At 69.1% G+C, this 18,973-nt stretch carries 16 protein-coding genes; 11 read left to right on the top strand and 5 right to left on the bottom strand.

Annotation, left to right across the window (positions count from 1 at the left end; all coding sequences use genetic code 11):
• The first annotated feature begins 13 nt into the window (after positions 1-13).
• Genes AC5P8F_RS16935 through AC5P8F_RS16905 form a run of 7 tightly spaced genes read left to right on the top strand, consistent with a single transcriptional unit; the run spans position 14 to position 9,047 of the window.
• Positions 14-1,348 (top strand): TldD/PmbA family protein, encoded by a 1,335-nt coding sequence (locus AC5P8F_RS16935; protein ID WP_014645476.1) that lies wholly within the window; start codon positions 14-16, stop codon positions 1,346-1,348.
• Positions 1,348-2,055, top strand: coding sequence for a DUF4159 domain-containing protein (locus AC5P8F_RS16930; protein ID WP_005411842.1), 708 nt, complete (start codon positions 1,348-1,350; stop codon positions 2,053-2,055). Before AC5P8F_RS16935 ends, AC5P8F_RS16930 begins: the two co-directional genes overlap by 1 nt.
• Before the next feature lie 16 nt (positions 2,056-2,071).
• On the top strand, positions 2,072-3,055 hold the full coding sequence (locus AC5P8F_RS16925; RefSeq protein ID WP_014645475.1) for an AAA family ATPase: 984 nt from the start codon (positions 2,072-2,074) through the stop codon (positions 3,053-3,055).
• A gap of 7 nt (positions 3,056-3,062) precedes the next feature.
• Positions 3,063-3,959, top strand: coding sequence for a DUF58 domain-containing protein (locus AC5P8F_RS16920; RefSeq protein WP_046427741.1), 897 nt, complete (start codon positions 3,063-3,065; stop codon positions 3,957-3,959).
• Positions 3,956-5,077, top strand: coding sequence for a BatA domain-containing protein (locus AC5P8F_RS16915; RefSeq protein ID WP_262093404.1), 1,122 nt, complete (start codon positions 3,956-3,958; stop codon positions 5,075-5,077). Before AC5P8F_RS16920 ends, AC5P8F_RS16915 begins: the two co-directional genes overlap by 4 nt.
• Positions 5,074-7,242 carry a hypothetical protein gene (locus AC5P8F_RS16910; protein ID WP_495228618.1) on the top strand — a complete coding sequence of 723 codons (2,169 nt, stop codon included), beginning with the start codon at positions 5,074-5,076 and terminating at the stop codon, positions 7,240-7,242. Before AC5P8F_RS16915 ends, AC5P8F_RS16910 begins: the two co-directional genes overlap by 4 nt.
• Entirely contained in the window at positions 7,239-9,047 is a 1,809-nt protein-coding gene (locus AC5P8F_RS16905; RefSeq protein WP_329768352.1) for a hypothetical protein, read from the top strand. Before AC5P8F_RS16910 ends, AC5P8F_RS16905 begins: the two co-directional genes overlap by 4 nt.
• Before the next feature lie 59 nt (positions 9,048-9,106).
• Here the strand turns inward: AC5P8F_RS16905 and AC5P8F_RS16900 are convergent, their stop codons facing one another.
• Both AC5P8F_RS16900 and AC5P8F_RS16895 read right to left on the bottom strand, forming a co-directional pair.
• The gene (locus tag AC5P8F_RS16900; protein WP_014645470.1) at positions 9,107-9,781 is read right to left on the bottom strand and encodes a hypothetical protein; all 675 of its coding nucleotides are present in this window, start codon (positions 9,779-9,781) and stop codon (positions 9,107-9,109) included.
• 40 nt (positions 9,782-9,821) lie between these two features.
• Positions 9,822-10,340: a hypothetical protein gene (locus AC5P8F_RS16895; protein WP_032957598.1), complete on the bottom strand. Its 519-nt coding sequence runs from the start codon at positions 10,338-10,340 to the stop codon at positions 9,822-9,824.
• 212 nt (positions 10,341-10,552) lie between these two features.
• On the opposite strand from AC5P8F_RS16895, the gene AC5P8F_RS16890 reads away from it, so the two are divergent.
• The 3 genes from AC5P8F_RS16890 (at position 10,553) to AC5P8F_RS16880 (ending at position 14,454) form a co-directional block, all read left to right on the top strand.
• Positions 10,553-13,042, top strand: coding sequence for a DEAD/DEAH box helicase (locus AC5P8F_RS16890; protein ID WP_401727957.1), 2,490 nt, complete (start codon positions 10,553-10,555; stop codon positions 13,040-13,042).
• Entirely contained in the window at positions 13,039-14,061 is a 1,023-nt protein-coding gene (locus AC5P8F_RS16885; RefSeq protein ID WP_495228616.1) for a ribonuclease H-like domain-containing protein, read from the top strand. Before AC5P8F_RS16890 ends, AC5P8F_RS16885 begins: the two co-directional genes overlap by 4 nt.
• 78 nt (positions 14,062-14,139) lie before the next feature.
• Complete coding sequence (locus AC5P8F_RS16880) at positions 14,140-14,454, top strand: I78 family peptidase inhibitor (protein WP_049404229.1); 315 nt, start codon at positions 14,140-14,142, stop codon at positions 14,452-14,454.
• A 66-nt stretch (positions 14,455-14,520) separates the two neighbouring features.
• On the opposite strand, the gene AC5P8F_RS16875 is transcribed toward AC5P8F_RS16880, so the two are convergent.
• Positions 14,521-16,521 carry a M56 family metallopeptidase gene (locus AC5P8F_RS16875; protein ID WP_046427723.1) on the bottom strand — a complete coding sequence of 667 codons (2,001 nt, stop codon included), beginning with the start codon at positions 16,519-16,521 and terminating at the stop codon, positions 14,521-14,523.
• 3 nt (positions 16,522-16,524) lie between these two features.
• Positions 16,525-16,911, bottom strand: a complete 387-nt coding sequence (locus AC5P8F_RS16870; protein WP_014645465.1) for a BlaI/MecI/CopY family transcriptional regulator — start codon at positions 16,909-16,911, stop codon at positions 16,525-16,527.
• 191 nt (positions 16,912-17,102) lie between these two features.
• On the opposite strand from AC5P8F_RS16870, the gene AC5P8F_RS16865 reads away from it, so the two are divergent.
• Positions 17,103-18,224 carry a serine hydrolase domain-containing protein gene (locus AC5P8F_RS16865; RefSeq protein WP_329768360.1) on the top strand — a complete coding sequence of 374 codons (1,122 nt, stop codon included), beginning with the start codon at positions 17,103-17,105 and terminating at the stop codon, positions 18,222-18,224.
• Here the strand turns inward: AC5P8F_RS16865 and AC5P8F_RS16860 are convergent.
• Positions 18,159-18,971: a hypothetical protein gene (locus tag AC5P8F_RS16860; RefSeq protein ID WP_329768351.1), complete on the bottom strand. Its 813-nt coding sequence runs from the start codon at positions 18,969-18,971 to the stop codon at positions 18,159-18,161. The two genes, AC5P8F_RS16865 and AC5P8F_RS16860, sit on opposite strands and share 66 nt — an antisense overlap.
• Positions 18,972-18,973: the final 2 nt, after the last annotated feature.

The following is an 18,973-nucleotide window of genomic DNA, read 5'->3' as shown; positions in this document are numbered from 1 at the left end:
GAGCCCTTACACCATGAGTATCTTCACCGAAGCCCAGGCCAAGGCCATCCTCGACAAGGTCATCGCCCTGTCCAAGGCCGACGAGTGCACCGCCGTGCTGGCCGGCGCGATCAGCGGCAACATCCGCTTCGCGCTGAACAATGTCTCCACCAGTGGCATCGTCGACAACACCGAACTGGCAGTCACCGTCGCCTTCGGCAAGCGCGTCGGCACCGCCTCGATCAACGAGTTCGACGATGCCGCGCTGGAACGCGTGGTGCGCCGTGCCGAAGACCTGGCCCGCCTGGCCCCGGAGAACCCGGAGTTCATGCCGGCCATCGGCAAGCAGAGCTACCGCGCCAGCCCCACCTTCAGCGAATCCACTGCTGCCATCGATCCGGCGTTCCGTGCCAAGGTCGCCGCCGATTCGATCGCCCCGTGCCGTGGTCACGGCCTGATCGCCGCCGGCTTCCTCGAGGACGGCCAGGGCTTCCAGGCCACCGCCAACAGCAACGGCAACTTCGCCTACCAGCGCACCACCAACTTCGATTACACCTGCACCGTGCGCACTGAAGATGGCCGCGGCTCGGGCTGGGTCGGCCGCAACCTGAAGGATGCGGCCGACTTCAAGGCCGACCAGGACATCCGCATCGCCATGCGCAAGGCCACCGAGTCGGCCGAAGCCAAGGCGCTGGAACCGGGCAAGTACACGGTGATCCTGGAGCCGGCCGCAGCGGCAGGCCTGATCAGCTTCATGATGAACTTCTTCAGTGCGCGCTCGGCCGATGAAGGCCGCAGCTTCCTGTCGAAGAAGGGTGGTGGCAACAAGCTGGGCGAGCAGGTCTACGACCCGCGCGTGACCATGATCGCCGATCCGTGGCATCCGGACGCACCGGTGCTGCCGTGGGACAACGAAGGCCTGCCGCGCGAGCGCATGGCCATCATCGAGAACGGCAAGATCGCCAACCTGGACTACTCGCGCTTCTGGGCGCAGAAGCAGGGCAAGACCGCCAAGGCCTCGCCGGGCAACCTGCTGATGAGCGGTGGCGACAAAAGCACCGCCGAGCTGGTGCGTGGCACCCAGAAGGGCATCCTGGTCACGCGTACCTGGTACATCCGCATGGTCGATCCGCAGACGGTGCTGCTGACCGGCCTCACCCGCGACGGCACCTTCTACATCGAGAACGGCCAGATCAAGCACCCGGTGAAGAACTTCCGCTTCAACGAGTCGCCGGTGATCATGCTCAACAACATCGAAGAGCTGGGCAAGCCGGTGCGTGTGGCCGGTGATGAGTCCAGCTACGTGATGATGATCCCGCCGATGAAGCTGCGCGATTTCACCTTCACCTCGCTGTCCGACGCCGTCTGATGGATCGCCGGGCCTGCCTGCGCTGGTTGGCCGCTGCCGCTTCGGCGGCGGCGCTGCCGGCCTGGGCACAGGCAGGCCCGCGCAGTTCGCGCTACGACTTCTGGTTCACCCGCCTGCAGTACGACTCCGGTGACTGGGACGTGGACGCGCGCATGCCGTCCAACCTGATCACCTCGCTGATCGACTACACCTCGCTGCGCGTGGACCCGCAGGAGCACGTGGTGGCACTGGCCGACCCGCGCATGCTGGAAGCGCCGTTCTGCTACCTGGCCGGCCACACGCTGGTGGAGTTCAATGCCGCCGAGCGGCAGAACTTCGTGCGCTATGTGCGCAATGGCGGCTTCGTCTTCGTCGACGACTGCAACCACGATATCGATGGGCTGTTCGCCACCTCGTTCGAGGCACAGATGGGCCGCCTGTTTGGTCCCAGGGCACTGCAGAAGCTGCCCAACAGCCACCCGCTGTACCGCAGCTTCTTCCGTTTCCCCGATGGCCCGCCGGCCACCAGCTTCGAACTCAATGGCTGGGGCGACGACCTGGTGCACGACTACCTGAAGGGCATCGAGGTCGATGGCCGCCTGGGGCTGCTCTACAGCAACAAGGACTACGGCTGCGAGTGGGACTACGACTGGCGCAACAAGCGTTTCCTGGCCGAAGACAACACCCGCTTCGGCGTCAACATCGTGATGTACGCGTTGAACAATTGATAGGACCTGCACGCCCATGACTTCCCCCGACCTCGATTCCCTGTTGCCACGCCTGGATGCGCTGCGCGCCGCGCTTGCACGCGCCGTGGTGGGCCAGCACACCGTGGTCGAGCAGCTGCTGATCGGCCTGCTGGCCGGCGGCCACTGCCTGCTGGAAGGCGCGCCCGGGCTCGGCAAGACCCTGCTGGTGCGCTCGCTCGGGCAGGCGCTGGAACTGCAGTTCCGGCGCGTGCAGTTCACCCCCGACCTGATGCCCAGCGACATCCTCGGCACCGAGCTGCTGGAGGAAGACCACGGCACCGGCCATCGCCATTTCCGTTTCCAGCAGGGCCCGATCTTCACCCACCTGCTGTTGGCAGACGAACTCAACCGCACCCCGCCCAAGACCCAGGCCGCACTGCTGGAAGCGATGCAGGAACGCACGGTCAGCTACGCCGGCACCACCTACGCACTGCCGGCGCCGTTCTTCGTGCTGGCCACACAGAACCCGATCGAGCAGGCGGGCACTTACCCACTGCCGGAAGCGCAGCTGGACCGCTTCCTGCTGCACGTGCTGGTGGATTACCCCAGCGAGGACGAGGAGCGGCAGATCCTGGAACAGACCACCGGCGGCGCCACCGACGCGGTGCCGAAGGTGATGGATGCAGAGGCGGTGATCGCGCTGCAGGCCGCCGTACGCCAGGTGCATGTCAGCCCGGATGTGCTGGCCTGGATCACCCGCCTGGTGCGCGCCAGCCGCCCAGGCGAAGGCGCACCCGCCGCGATCAACCAGTGGGTGAAGTGGGGCGCGGGCCCGCGCGCCGGACAGTCGCTGGTGCTGGCGGCAAAAGCGCGCGCATTGCTGCAGGGCCGCTTTGCCGCCACCCGCGAGGATGTGCAGGCACTGGCCGCGCCGGTGATGCGTCATCGCCTGCTGCTGTCGTTCGCCGCCGAGGCCGAGCAGAAGCGTGCCGACGACGTGGTCGCCGCCCTGCTGCAGGCCGTGCCGTTCCCGGGTTGAGCCACCCGTGAACGCCGGTACCCCGCTGACCTTGCCACCGGAACTGCGTGCGCGCCTGCGCACGCTCCGCGTGCGGCCACGCCTGGCCAGTGGCGCCAGTGGCATCGGCCAGCACGCCAGCCGCAGCCGCGGTGCCGGCCTCGAATTCGCCCAGTACCGTGCCTACGAACCAGGCGATGAGCTGCGCCAGATCGACTGGAAGCTGTATGCACGCTCGGACCGCTTCTTCGTGCGCGAATCCGAACGCGAAAGCCCGATCACGGTCTGGCTGCTGCTGGATGCCACCGCCTCGGCCGGCCAGGCCGATCGCGCGGCACCGCAGCGCACCCGCCTGGACCACATGCGCGGTGTGGCCGCCTGCGTGGTGGAACTGGCCCTGCAGCAGGGCGACCGTTTCGGCCTGCTGGCGATCAATGGCGATGGACTGCAGTTGGTGCCCGCAGCGAACGGCGCACGCCAGCGTGATCGCGTGCACCTGCAACTGCATGCGCTGCAGGCGCGTGGCGGCTGGCCTGTGGCCGATCGCCTGCGCCCGTTGTGGGAGCGCGTGCGCCCGGGCGACCTGCTGCTGGCGATTGGCGACGGTTTTGACGAGGCCGGCATTGTGCTGCTGGAACAACTGGCCAGCGCACGCCGCGAAGTGGCACTGCTGCAGATCCTCACCGCCGACGAGCGTGACTTCCCGTTCGGCGCAGGCCATCGCTTCCGCGATCCGGAGACCGGCGAGGAACTGCTGGGCGATGGCGCGGCGATCCGCACCGACTACCTGCAACGCTTCGCTGACGCACGCAACGCATTGCAGTCGCGCCTGCAGGCCAGCGGCATCGCCAGTGCCACTGGCTGGCTCGACCAGCCGCTGGACCAACCACTGCAGGCACTGTTTGGCCGCAGGGGCGGCGCATGACCCTGCTGTTCCCGTTGGGCCTGGCCGCGCTCGCTGCAGGGTTGCTGCCGCTGCTGATCCACCTCGCCCGCCGCCATCCGTACACACCGCTGGATTTCGCCGCGCTGCGCTGGCTGCGTGCACAGATCCGGCCGCGCCAGCGCATCCGCTTCGATGACTGGCCGTTGCTGCTGGTGCGCCTGCTGTTGCTTGCCGCGTTGGCCTTGCTGCTGGCACGACCTGCATTGACCGGGCCTGCGCCAGCCCCCACTGCGTGGACGGTCGTAGCCCCAGGGCTGGACGCGACCGCACTACGCGGCACCGCCGAAGCGGGCAACTGGCATTGGCTGGCGCCCGGCTTCCCGGCCATTGATGAAGTGCCACCCGCGTCCACGGCTTCCCTGCCCAGCCTGCTGCGCGAACTGGACGCACAGCTGCCTGCGGGCACCGCATTGACCGTGCACGTTCCCGATCCCCTGCCCGGCCTGGACGGCGCACGCCTGCAGCTGTCGCGCGAGGTGCAGTGGCGTCCGCAGCCGATACCGGTGAGTGAGCAACCGAGTGCCGCAACGTTGCCGCGCCTGCGCGTGCACAGCGATGCTTCGGCCGCCGTCCAGCACTGGTTGAATGCACTGCAACGCGCGTGGGGCAGGCAGGCGCCGCTCGCGCCTCTGGTGGCGGATGCGCTGCCCGAACGCGGCGAGATCGGCGTGTGGAGCCGCACTGGCGCACTGCCGGCGAACTGGCAGGCGTGGCTGCAGGACGGCGGACGTGTAGTGACTGCCGGCAAGCCTGCCGCCGAGGCCAGCATCCTGCTGCGCAACACCGAGGGCTCCCCGCTGCTGTGGCAGCAACGCATCGGCCACGGTGTCCTGCTGTCTCTGCCCGGCGACTGGGATGCCTCAGGCAACGCTGCGCTGCGCGATCCGCAGTTGCCACGCGCGCTGCTGCTGGCTCTGCAGCCGCATCCGCTGCCACGCCTCGGCGATGCCCAGGACCAGGCCCCCCGCCAGGCAGCACTGCCTGCGGCAACGCCGCCGCTGCGCAAGCTCACCCCGTGGTTGCTGCTGGCCATCGTGCTGCTGTTCGCGCTGGAACGCTGGATGGCCAGCAGTCATCGACGCAGGGGGCCCGCATGAACACCCTGCAGCTCGCCTGGCAGCACGCGCGCCGCCGCCGTGCGCTCGTCACCCTGCTGCTGGGCCTGCCGTGGGCGCTGGCCGCAACGGTGCTGGCGCTGCGCCTGGCGGGCTTCGATATCGCCTGCGTGATCGGCACCATCGGCCTGCTTGCCTGCGCAGCGCTCGCCACGGCACGCTCCCGCCAGCTGGACCCGCAGTGGTTGCAGCGCCAGCTCGATGGCAGCGGCGCCAGTGAGGACAGTGCCGACCTGCTGTTTGCCGATGCGCTTACCCTCAATCCGCTGCAGCAGCGCCAGCGCGCGCATGTGCTGGCCACGCTGGAACGCGCGATGCCGGAACTGCGTCCGCGCTGGCCGCGTGGAGCATTGGCGCTGTGCTGGATCGCAGGCCTGGCCATCGTTGCGCTGGCATTCGGCTGGCCACGTTCCAGCCCCGGCTCCGCGCCGGCCCGTGCGTCGGCGCCTGGCAGCACGGCTGCCGCGGGCCCACTGCACCTGCAGTCCACCCGCATGCGCATCGACGCGCCGGCCTATACCGGCCAAGCCACGCTCACCCAGAACGCACTGGATGCCAAGGTCGCCGCCGACAGCCGGCTGTCGTGGTCGTTGCGCTTCGATCGCGCACCGGACAAGGCATGGCTGCAGTTCCACGATGGTCGCCGGTTGCCGCTGAACGAACACGATGGCCAGTGGCAGGCACAGGATGTGGCGCGCACGCCGGTGCTGTACCGCGTGGTGAGCGAGCCGGCGTTGGCCGGAACCGACCTGCATCGTCTGGACGTGGTCGCCGACCGCGCGCCCGGCGTACGCGTGCTGGAGCCGGCCGCCAGCCTGGTGCTGGGCACGCCCGGGCAACGCCAGTGGTCGTTGCGCTTCGAGGCCACCGACGACTATGGCGTAGCCGCGCAGGCAACGCTGTCGATCACCACCACCCAGGGCAGCGGTGAGAACATCACCTTCGTGAAACGCAGCGTGACGCTTGCCGGCAGCGGCGAAGCCACCGCGCGGCGTTTCGCCCACACGCTGGATCTGGCTGCGCTGGGCGCGCAACCGGGCAACGATGTCATCGCCCAGCTGGAAGTGCGCGACAACCACGCGCCAACACCGCAGACCGGGCGCAGCAGCAGCGTGATCCTGCGCCTGCCCAGCGCCGAGGTTGCACTCGGTGCCGAACTGGAAGGCCGCATCAAGAAGACCCTGCCGGCCTATTTCCGCAGCCAGCGGCAGATCATCATCGATGCCGAAGCGCTGATCCGGCAGCGACGCAGCCTTGCCGCCGAGGACTTCGTGAAACGCAGCGATGCGATCGGTGTCGACCAGCGCATCCTGCGCCTGCGCTATGGCCAGTTCCTGGGCGAAGAAAGCGAAGGTGCACCGAAGCCACCGCCGACCAGCGACCTGCCCACCAGCGATGCGCCGACCGCAGACAGCCACGACGACGAACACGATCACGACGATGGCGCCGAGGCCGGTGCGCACGACGCGCATGGCCACGACCACGGCGGCAAGGCGTCCAATGCCGATGCGCCACCGGTGTTCGGCAGCGCCACCGATGTGCTGTCGGAGTACGGCCACACCCACGACCATGCCGAGGCCGCGACCCTGCTCGACCCACAGACCCGCGCCACGCTGAAGGCCGCGCTGGACCAGATGTGGTCGGCCGAAGGCGAGCTGCGCCAGGGCCGTCCGGAGCAGGCACTGCCGTTCGCCTACAAGGCACTGGGGTTCATCAAGCAGGTGCAGCAGGCCGAGCGCATCTACCTGGCACGGGTGGGGCCGGAGCTGCCGCCGATCGATGAAGGCCGCCGGCTGGGTGGCGATCGCGCTGGGCTGGCCAGCCGTGAACTGCCGTTGGCCGCCCGCACCCCGCCCGATCCGGCCATCGTCGAAGCGTGGCAGCGCCTCGGCGATGACACCAGCGTGCCCGACCTCGACGCACTCGCCAGCTGGCAGCAGCGCAATGCCGCCTACCTGCCCGACGCACTCGATCTGGCTGCCGCCATCGAGCAGCTGCGCATCGAACCCGGCTGCCGCGACTGCCGCCAGCGCCTGCGCGCACAGGTATGGCGCGCGCTGCAGCGACCCCTGCCGCAGGCAATGCGGCGCAACGCCGCCGATGCGATGGGGCAGCGGTACCTTGATGCGCTGGAGGTGCAGCCATGAACGCCTCCGCTGTGAACCTGTGGATTGCGCTGGCACTCGTCCTGATCGTGGTCATCGCCAGCGTGCGCCAGCTGCGTGGCAATGCCGCGCGTCGTGGCCGCCAGTGGATCGTGATTGCGCTGCAGCTGATCGCTGCCACGCTGCTGTACTTCTGCCTGGTCCCGCCCACCGGCCAGCAACCCGCAGTCGGCCTGGTCGTGCTGGGAATCGATGCCGACAAGGCCGGCGCGCTGCCGGCCAGCGCAGGCCCGCGGCTGCTGTTGCCTGAGGCTGCCGATGTGCCTGGGGGCCAGCGCGTGCCGGACCTGGCCACGGCGCTGCGCCAGCATCCGGCTTCCACGCTGACGCTGGTCGGTGCCGGCCTGGTCGCGCGTGACCGCGACGCGGTACTGCCACGCGACGTGCGCTGGCAGCCGGTAGCTCCGACGCGCGGGTGGATCGCGCTGCAGCCACCCGCCGACACCGCGCCCGGCGCACGCTTCGACGTGCATGCACAGGCGCGCGGCGTCGCCAAGGCCAAGGCGGAACTGCTTGACCCCGCCGACAGCGTGGTCGATCGCGTGGACGTTGCCGAGGACGGTCACGTGCAGCTCAGCGGCATCGCCCGCGCCGAGGGCCGCAGCGTGTTCCAGCTGCGCCTGCTCGATGCCGGCGGTCATGTGGTGGACAGCGCGCCGGTACCGCAGCAGACCCTGCCGGCGGCACCGCTGCGCATGCTGGTGCGTGCCAGTGCGCCGGGCCCGGAGCTGAAGTACCTGCGCCGCTGGGCCGCCGATACCGGCATCCGCGTGCAGGTACAGGCCGATACCGGGGCAGGTGTCAGCGTGGGGGATGGCGCGGTCGCGCTGGATGCAGCGTCACTCGCGCGCAGCGATCTGTTGCTGCTGGACGAGCGCAGCCTGACCGCATTGAGTGCCGGCCAGCTGGCTGCCGTGCGGCAGGCGTTGCGTGACGGCCTTGGCGTTCTGTTGCGCAGTGCAGGCGCACCTGCAGCCGGCGCGCGCCAGCGCCTCCGCGATCTGGGCCTGCCAGTGCAGGGCGATGGCAGCAGCCACGCCCTCGAACTTCCCGGCGATGGCGACAGCGCGGTCCTCGCCGCACGACGCGGCCCGCTCGCCGCCGGAACGCTGCCGACCGGCTACGGCGAGGAGGCTGACCGCAGCTCGCACAGTGCGCCCCTGCCCGCGCTGGAAGCACTGGCGCTGCAGGCGCCAGGCAGCAACGCCCTGCTGCGGGATGGGTCGGGCAAGGCCGTCGGCGGCTGGCGCGCGGTCGGCAAGGGCCGCATCGGCCTGCTGCCGATCACCGACAGCTGGCGCTGGGTGTTGGCCGGACGCGATGATCGCCACGGTGAACTCTGGAGCAGCGTCGTCGCCACGCTGGCGCGCGCGCAGGGCAGCGGTGATGCGCTGTGGTCGCCGCAGACGCTCGGCTGGGCGGGCGAACGGCAGGCGCTGTGCGGCGTGCAGGCGCCACTGCAGGTCTTCAACGCGCGCGGAGACAGCGTGCCCCTGATCGTTGACGGCGCAACGTCGACCCTGCGCTGCGCCGGCTGGTGGCCGCGCGAGGCGGGTTGGCAGCGCCTGCAGCACGGCGACACCACGGTCTGGCGCTATGTGTTCGACCCGAAGGCCGCACCTGCACTGCACCAGCAGGCGATGATCGATGCAACCACGCGGGCGTTGGCCGTCAGCGGGCCGACGAACACGGCGATGATGCAGCCCGTGCCGGGCTCGCGCTGGCCCTGGTGGCTGGCGTTCACGGTGTGCGCTTCGCTGCTGTGGTGGCTGGAGCGGCGGCGCTGACCCTGGGTCGGATCCCTTTCGCCCACGACAGGGCTCTGACCCCCTCCGTCATGCGTCCTTCAGCGTTTCCCCGCGCGCCGGTACACGCCGTTGAAGCGCACGTTCATGCCACCGCATTCGCTGTTGTCGGCCACGATCAGCACCTCGCCCAGCGAGTGCACGCGCACCCGGCACGTGTCCTCGACGAACTCGACATCAGCACCACGCGGCGTCGCGCGCGCTTCCACCTGGCCCATGTTCGGGCCATACGGGCGCTGTTCCGGCGTGGGGTTGGCAGAAGGCCAGTAGGCGTCGCCATCCACATGCAGTTGTCCACCCTGCACGGTGATGCGCAGGCCGTTGTCGCCGTCTTTCCAGTGGCCCACCCAGTCCTGCAGCGTTGGCACGGCCACCGGCAACGGCTGCAGCTTGCTGCGGTCCACCCAGCCGGCGCTGCCACCCACCTTGTTCGGGAAGAACGCACAGCGGTAGCGGCCAAGGTCGCGACCGGTCACCACCGTATCGCCGTTGACCACATAGCTGCGCTGGCGGCAGGCCGGTTCGCCCTTGGCGGGGCACCCGTCCATGTCGCCGAGCAGATACAGGCGCGGTGCGTCGACCACCCGCGCCAGCGCGAACCGGCTCTGTTCGGAGGGGAACGCGCCATTGCGGCACGCGCCATCACCGGCGATGCCGGCAGCAAAGGCGGACGCGGGCAGCAATGCAGCCAGCAGGCAGAACGAACGCAGGAACATGGCAGCGCTATCGGTTGAGGAACCGGCAGGATATACCGGCCTACTTCACCGGCGGTGCATCACCGGCATCCTGCTGCTGGGAGAACCGCAGCGCACGCTGCCGCTGTTCGGCACTGAGCTCAGGCGGTGGCCGGGCGATGGCGGACTGGATCTGGTCGGGGCCACCGGTGAGCTTGTTCAGGCCCCGGCCCGCCGCCAGCACGCCCTTGACCACGCCCATCATGATGTAGCCGCCGCCCATGCTGACCTGCTCCGGTGACGGTGGCTCGCTCCAGTCGCGGCTGAAGCGGTTGTCGCCGAACTTCACCGGGTTCTTGAAGCGGTACAGGTCCAGCGGCTCGTCGTCGGGCTTGAGTGCACGCACCTCGCCGAGGGTGGTGACGTTGTCCTGCGGCAGGGCGGTGGAGATCGGCGCGGTGGCTGCTGCCGGGGCATCAGCAGGGGGAACGGGTGCAGGATCGGGCACCGATACCGGCGCGGCCTGCTGCGCCTGCGCGATGCCGGCCAGCAGCATGCCGGCCAGGAGTGCTCCCTGCGTTCCACGTCGTGCCACAGCCATCCGCCCTGTTGGTTGCGTCCAGCGCCCAAGGATACGGATGCCGGCTTCAGATTTCGTTGCTGCACTGGCAGCTGTTCAGCCAGGGGAGATGCGGCGGCGCCACGGGACGCGAGCACTGAACGGTTCACGCCCTCCGTGTGCGATGTCTCACATCCTGAGACGTGGATGTGGTGCCATGTGACCCCTCGCAATCCGTCCCGGCTCCACTTTCCATGGCTTACGAACTCGCCAAGCGCACCGCCGATGCCGAGCAGAAGCTCGCCACCCGCGATGGCCTGCCCGCCCGTGACGGCGCCCTGCTCAGCGCGCGCCTGCAGCGCCGCTACCAGGACCGCATCACCGGCAGCTTTGCCATTCCCGGCCGCGAGGGCCGCTATGCCCCCATTCCCGATGCGGTACCGTCGGCCCTGGCCGCGGCCCTGAAGGCACGCGGCATCGAGCAGCTCTACAGCCACCAGGCCGAGGCCTGGGAGGCCAGCCAGCGTGGTGAGCACGTGGCCATCGTCACCCCCACCGCCAGCGGCAAGTCGCTGTGCTACACCCTGCCCGTGGTCAGCGCGGCGATGCAGGACAAGGCCAAGGCGCTGTACCTGTTCCCGACCAAGGCGCTGGCACAGGACCAGGTGGCCGAGCTGCTGGAACTCAACCGTGCCGGCGATCTGGGCGTCAAGGCCTTCACCTTCGATGGCGATACCCCGGGTGATGCGCGCCAGGCGATCCGCCTGCATGGCGACATCGTGGTGTCCAACCCGGACATGCTGCACCAGGCGATCCTGCCGCATCACACCAAGTGGGCGCAGTTCTTCGAGAACCTGCGCTACATCGTCATCGACGAAGTACACACCTACCGCGGCGTGTTCGGCAGCCACGTCACCAACGTGCTGCGCCGGCTCAAGCGCATCTGCGCGTTCTACGGCGTGCAACCGCAGTTCATCCTGTGCTCGGCCACCATCGGCAATCCGCAGGCGCATGCCGAGGCGTTGATCGAGGCACCGGTCACCGCGATCACCGAATCCGGTGCGCCCAGCGGACCGAAACAGGTACTGCTGTGGAACCCGCCGGTGATCAATCCGGACCTGGGCCTGCGCGCCTCGGCACGCTCGCAGAGCAACCGCATCGCGCGCATCGCGATCAAGTCCGGGCTGAAGACCCTGGTGTTCGCGCAGACCCGGTTGATGGTCGAAGTGCTGACCAAGTACCTGAAGGACATCTTCGACCACGACCCGCGCAAGCCGCCGCGCATCCGCGCCTACCGTGGCGGCTACCTGCCCACCGAGCGCCGCGAGACCGAGCGTGCGATGCGCGCCGGCAACATCGACGGCATCGTCAGCACGTCGGCGCTGGAACTGGGCGTGGATATCGGCAGCCTGGACGTGGTCATTCTCAACGGCTATCCCGGCAGCGTGGCCGCCACCTGGCAGCGCTTCGGCCGCGCCGGTCGCCGCCAGCAGCCGGCGCTGGGGGTGATGGTGGCCAGCTCGCAGCCGCTGGACCAGTACGTGGTGCGGCATCCGGACTTCTTCGCCGAGGCCTCGCCCGAACATGCACGCATTGCACCTGACCAGCCGCTGATCCTGTTCGACCACATCCGCTGCGCAGCCTTCGAACTGCCGTTCCGGGTTGGCGATGGCTTCGGCCCGATCGATCCGGAAGTGTTCCTGGAAGCGCTGGCCGAAACCGAAGTCATCCACCGCGAAGGCGAGCGCTGGGAATGGATCGCCGACAGCTATCCGGCCAACGCGGTGAGCCTGCGCGCGGTGGCCGACGGCAACTTCGTGGTGGTCGACCGCAGCGACGGCCGCCAGCAGATCATCGCCGAGGTCGATTATTCCGCCGCCGCACTCACCCTGTACGAAGGCGCCATCCACATGGTGCAGTCCACGCCCTACCAGGTGGAGACGCTGGACTGGGACGGCCGCAAGGCCTATGTCACCCGCACGCATGTGGATTACTACACCGACAGCATCGACTTCACCAAGCTCAAGGTGCTGGACCGTTTCGACGGTGGCGTGGCCGGCCGTGGCGATTCGCACCATGGCGAAGTGCACGTGGTGCGTCGCGTGGCCGGCTACAAGAAGATCCGCTATTACACCCACGAGAACATCGGCTATGGGCCGGTGAACCTGCCCGACCAGGAACTGCACACCACTGCGGTGTGGTGGCAGCTGCCGCAGGCGCTGCTGCTGCGCGCGTTCGCCAGCAAGCAGGATGCGCTGGATGGCTTCCTTGGCGCCGCGTATGCCCTGCACATCGTCGCCACCGTGGCGGTGATGGCCGATGCGCGCGATCTGCAGAAGTCAGTCGGCAACGGCGATGGTGCCTGGTTCGCGATCGCCGACCAGAGCGGCCGTGGCCAGCTGCGCGGCAGCGAAGGCGACCCTGGCGCGGTGGAGCTGCTGCAGGAGTTCGTGCCGACCGTTTATCTGTACGACAACTTTCCTGGCGGCGTTGGCCTGAGCGAGCCGCTGTGGCAGCGCCAGGCCGAGTTGGTGCAGCGCGCGCGCGAACTGGTGCAGCGTTGCGACTGCAAGGCCGGTTGCCCGGCCTGTGTCGGCCCGGTGCTGGCTGCACAGGAGGAAGATGAAACCTCGCCGCGCGCGCTGGCGCTGCGCGTGCTCGACCTGTTCGACGCAGAAGCCTGCCAGCACGTGCGCGACCTGGTGGTGACCACGCGCGAGCCGATGGAGCTGCTGGCACCGTGAGCCTGAGCCTGGACAAGCTGCGCCTGCTGCGGAAGCAGGCCGGCGACCCGAAAGCAGTCACGCCGGTGGCACCCGAGCCGCCCCCCCCGGCGCCGGCCCCGGTAGCCGCCAACGATGCACGGCAGCCACCGGCAGAGCGCTCGGTGTTCGCCTGGGTCGAACAGGAAATCCGCCACAAGCCGACCGGCGCTGCCGCGCCTGTGACGGCCGCCGCACCGTTGCGTCGACCGGAAGTGGGCAGCCTGCACCGCCTGCTCGGCCTGCGCTCGCGTGGTGGAGCCGCACCGGCACGCGCCAGTGCCCAGGATCGCCAGCTCCCCGGCGAGGAAATCGCGCCGGGGCTGTTCCTGATCGAGTCGCTGCAGCCGCAACCGATTCCCGTAGAACCGCTTTCCCTGGCTTTCGCCAGGCGCGAGCACGAGCACGTCGCCGCGCGCGACCTGCTGTTCTTCGATACCGAGACCACCGGCTTGGCCGGCGGCACTGGCACCCGCGCCTTCATGATCGGCGCCGCCGACTGGCATGTGTGCCCGCAGCGTGGCGAAGGCCTGCGCATCCGCCAGTTGCTGATGTCGACGATGGCCGCCGAGGACGCGATGCTGGCCACCTTCGCCCGCTGGCTGCAGCCGTCCACCGTGTTCTGCAGCTACAACGGGCGCAGCTACGATGCGCCGCTGCTGAAGACGCGCTACCGGCTGGCCCGCCAGCGTTGCCCGATCAGCGCGCTGGATCACGTCGACCTGCTCTACCCGACCCGCCGCCGCTATCGCGGCACGTGGGAGAACTGCAAGCTGTCCACCATTGAGCGCCAGCTGCTGCGCGTGGTGCGCGAGGATGACCTGCCTGGCTCCGAAGCCCCGGGCGCATGGCTGCGTTTCCTGCGCGGCGGCGATGCGGTGAACCTGCGTCGGGTGGCCGACCACAACCATCAGGACGTGGTCACCCTGGCCCTGCTGCTGCAGCGACTGGTGCGCGAGGAGCAGCGCGAGCGCGAAACACTGGCGCTGGTCGGGCGGTAATGGCCCAGGGCCGCGTTGACATGCCCTGACGGTGGCAGCGGTGACACTGCCGCCACCATCCACGCCTGGAGCCCGACGATGCGCCTCAATCCGCTTGCCCTGCTCGCCATCCTGCCGCTGGCCGCCTGCAGCCACGCCGGCAGCAGCACCACCCACGATGCCGCACCGGCACCGGTGGCCGATGCCGCCCACGAATGCAGGCCGGAAGCGCTGGAAGCCTTCACCGGCAAGACCGCCGACGAGGCCACCATCAAGAAACTGGTCGCCGATAGCGGTGCCCGCAACGCGCGCGTGGTCAAGCCGGGCATGGAGGTAACCATGGACTTCCGCCAGGACCGCGTGACGGTGCAGGTGGACGGTCAGAACCGGATCGAGCGCGCCAGCTGCGGTTGATCAACCCAGTGGGTGCCGGCCACTGGCCGGCACCCCACATTGCCGGCCAGCGGCCGGCACTACCAGTCAGAGTCGCTCGGCCTTGCCGCTGGCCAGTGCGCGTGCGATCACCTGCTGCGCCTGCCGCGACGCCTGCTCATGCACGCGTGCCTGACGCTCACCCAACGCAGCCTGCCGGCTGCCCAGCGCCGCCTGGCGGCTGGCCAGTTCAGACTGCTGGCTGGCCAGGCGCTGCATGCCGCGGGTGTGGGTGGCCCGCGCGGTTTCGTTGTCCACTTCCTGCATCGCACGACGTGCCTCTGCAGCAGCCTCACGTGCAGCCTCACGTGCAATGGCCGCATCGTTGGTCGCGCCCCGCGCCGCCTTCGCCGCTTCTGCCGCCGCTTCGCGGTTGATGTCATGCGCGGCCACCGCGCTGCGCGCAGCCTCGGCAGCGGCCAGTGCCATGCGGCGCGCCTCCTCGCCCTGCAGGCGGCCCATCTCGCCCATCTGCCTGCCGAGTTCGCCCTGCTGGCGACCCAGCGCACTCTGTTGGCGGCCCAGTTCGCTCTGCTGGCGGCCCAGATCCGCCGCGCCGCTGTAGGCACGCTGCAGGCTCTGGATCATCATCGGGTCTCGCACCACGTAGCGCTTGTCGCCCTTGCGGAACCACAGCGCCGGACCCTTGCCGAGCTGTCTGCGGGCCACCGTCACGTCGTCCATGCCGCCGTTGGCGAAGGTCGAATCGCCATCTACCAGCACGAAGGCCTCCGGCGGCGATTTGCCCAGGTCCAGGCGGCCGTAGGTGGTGATGGAAGTGGTGCGGGAGGTCGTGTGTTCACTGTGCATGCCGGTATCGACATCGACATCCGCATCCACGTCGACCGCCACATCCGCATCGTCCGGACCTGACAACGCCTCGACATCAGCCGGCTCGGCGGGCGGCGCGGGCGCCACCGGCACGGCCGGAACGCGCGCGGACGAAGGCGGTGCGGGCGGCGCTTTCGGAGCCTTCGGCGGCGGCGGCGGCACGACCTTCGGCGCCGCAGGAGGCGCGGGCGGTGCCGGCGGCACCGGCGCTGCGACCAGCCGCATCGGCGCCACGCCCACCACCAGCACCACCGCAGTCAACGCCATCGCCAGGATGCGCGGGCAGGACCGGCGCGACTGCAGCGAGAGCAGGCGGCGCTTGAGGCTGGTGGTATCCGGTGCGGCACTGGCCACGCCCAGATGCGGCTGCGGTGCCACGCCCAGCTGCAGCAGCAGACGGCCATAGGCCTGGCGGCTGGCACCGTGCTGGCCAACCACCGCTGCATCCACCGCTTCCTCGCGCGCCTGTGCATATTCACGCACCGACAGGCGCAGCAGCGGGTGGAAGAAGAACAGGTGCTGGGCCAGTGCAGGCAGCAGGCCCCATTGCAGGTCACGCCGCTGCAGGTGCTGCAGTTCGTGGGTCAGGGCCAGGTCCAGCGCGTCGCCCTGCAGGGCGTTGTCGCCCGCCGGCAGCAGCAGCACCGGGCGGAACGGCCCGACCAGTTGCGGTGCGTCCACCTGCGTGCTCATCCACAACCGCGGCGCAGGACGCACGCCGTGCGCATCGGAGGCCAGCTGCAGGGCCTGCACCAGCGCCTCGTCCTCGCAGGGATAGGCCGCTGCCAGCAGCGCGCGGCAGCGACGCCACTCACCGAAGGTACGCAGGGCCATCAGCAGCACGCCGGACATCCACAGCGTGGCCAGTGCGACGGCCCACCATGCCACCGCCGGCACGTCCGCGGCGGGCATCGGCATTGCGGCCAACAGCTGTGCCGAGGCCTCCGGGGCCAGCGGGTAGACCATGTCGGCGGCCACATCGGTCGCGCTCATCGCCACCGCCTGCGGCGCCGGCAACCAGGCCAGCTGCAACGGCTGGCTCCAGAACAGGCCGAGCACAGCCTGCAGCGAGACCAGCCACCACAGGCGGCAGCGGGTCGCCGCCGACAGCGACGGCAGCGCGCGGCATACGCCATACACCAGGGCCACCAGCAGTACGGTCTGCAGGCTGGTCCAGCCCAGCCGTTCCAACATCGGGATCAGCATCGTGGTGTCCATGGCTCAGCCCTCGTGGCGGCGCGATTGGAGTTGGGCAACCAGCGCTTCCAGTTCGGCCAGCTCGTTGTCGCTGACCTGCTGGCGCTGCGACAGGTAGGCCACGAACGGCGACACCGAGCCCTGCAGGGTGTTGTCGACGAACTGCGCCACCGCGCCCTGCAGCACGCTCTGCGGGCCACGCGTGGCCTGGTAGCGGTAGACACCGTCCTGCTGCTGGCGCTGAAGATACCCCTTCGCCCGCAGTCGCTCCATCATCGTCAGCACGGTGGAGCGGGCCAGCCCACGGGCCTCCCCGTAGCCACTGGCGACCTCGCCGACCGTGGCCGGCGCATGTTCATCGATGTACTGCAGCAGGGCCAGCTCCTGGTCCCCGATCGTCTTGCCACGCATGACACCACTCCCTTGACTACACGTGTCGCCACTGTCTGCGTGACGACAACTGTAGTCAACCCCCCGGAAGTCATGGGCCGACGAACGGTAGGCACCACCGAGCGCCTAAACCTTTGACCCGCCCGCTGCATCCGATCTGCAACGCCCCGCTGGAATTCCACATGTCCCGCCCAATGCTCCGTGCCCTGCTCATGCTCATCAGTGCACTGCCCTTCGCCGCCGTTGCTTCCAGCCAGGACCACGCCAACGACCAGACCCGCCGCCTGATCCGCCAGATCATGCTGGAGCAGCGCATCCCCGGATTGCAGGTCGCGGTGGTCAAGGACGGGCAGATCGTGCTGTCCGAGGCCTACGGTCTGGCCAATGTCGAGAACGGTGTGCGTGCCTCGCGCGACACCCGCTTCCCGCTCAACTCGGCCACCAAGGCATTCACCGGCGTGGCGGCTGCGCAGCTGGCGCAGGAGGGACGACTGGATCTGGACGCGCCGGCCTCGCGTTACCTGGATGATCTTCCGCCAGCATGGAGAGACGTGCGCGTACACCAGTTGCTGGCGCATGCCTCAGGCCTTCCGGACATCCTTGATGCGAACGGACTGCTGGGCGGTGGCTCCGAAGCACAGGCGTGGACGGCGGTGACAGCGCGGCCGCTGGAAGCGGCGCCCGGGCAGCGCTTCGCCTACAACCAGACCAACTATGTCCTGCTGGCACGGATCATCGCGCAGCAATCCGGTATGTCCTACGAACGTTTCCTGGCCACACGCCAGTTCAGCAGCGCGCGCATGGCCCGCACCACCTTCGGCGACAGCTACGACCTGATTCCGGATGCGGCGACGATGTACAGCCTGGCCCCGCGTGCCACCGATGCTGTGGATGCACCGTCCCGCCTGTCGCACTGGTTCTACGACATACCGCCTTCGCTCTGGGCCGGTGGCGGCATCCTCACCACCGCCGACGACACCGCGCGCTGGCTCGTCGCACTGACCGAAGGCCGTTTGCTGCCGGAGACGGCCCTGCGGCGGATGTGGAGCGCAGAGCACCTCGCTGATGGCCGCGCCGGCCCGTGGGCGGGTGGCTGGGCGGTATTGCGCGCATCGCCCGACCTTCAGGTGGCCGGTATCGGCGGTGCGCGCTCGGCCTTCGTGGTCTATCCCGAGCGCGGCGTGGCGGTCGTGGTGCTGACCAATCTTGTCGGTGCCAATCCGCAGCAGTTCATTCCGCGCATTGCCGACTTCTATGTGCGCGATGCCTCAACGCCCCGTCACGAACGGGTCGGCCTTGCACGGCAGCAACGGGCTGTCATCGCAGGGCCATAGCGCGGCGGGAACGGCCCTGGCCACTTCGAAGTGATCCTGGTTCCAGTGCAGGAATCCGCCGTGGATGGCATTGCCATGGTCGAAGCTGCGTGCATCGGCGGCCAGTGGCTGTTCGGGGTCGGCTTCGGCCACCCAGCGCAGCACTGGCACTTTGTCCAGCACGCCGATGAAGGCGAACAGATCGCCCGCGCCCTTGTCCTGGTAGGCCGTCATGGTCGCCGCATCGGGCAATCCGGCCTGCGCCAGGATGGATGCGGTGACATCCTGCAGCGGTGCGGCTCCCTGTGCGATGTAGGCGCGCATGCCCGTGGTGGTTGCCGGGCAGCCCTGCAGCTGCACCAGATAGCCGGTGGTACCGCCACTGCCGGAGAACGACCGCATCCAATAGCGGAAACGCGGCCCGCTGCGATCAGTAACCATCAAATCCTGCTGGCCATCCTGCGCGGGAATGGAGAGCACCTGCACCTTGCTGGCGCTCTCCACGTTGCACTTCAACTGCGCCAGCACCTGCCTGGCAGGTTCGGGCAGCGTAGCGTAGCGGCCGCCGGGATGGCCGCTGCCGGAAGCCTTCGGCAATGCGGGCAGTCCGCGATCCGTGGGAAGGGTCTGCGCAGGCAGGGCCTCCGGTTTCGCGGCCGAGCTGGCAGTGGGCGCCACCGGCGCGACGCGCTCTCCAGCGGGCGCGCAGGCACTGCAGGCCAGCAGCAGCATCAATGGAACGCTCGGCGTCAACTGCGATCGGATCATCG

The sequence above is a fragment of the Stenotrophomonas sp. YJH_SMC_69 genome (assembly GCF_059370495.1).
Note: the sequence above shows the minus strand (reverse complement) of the source record. Positions and strands in the feature narration are given on the sequence as shown.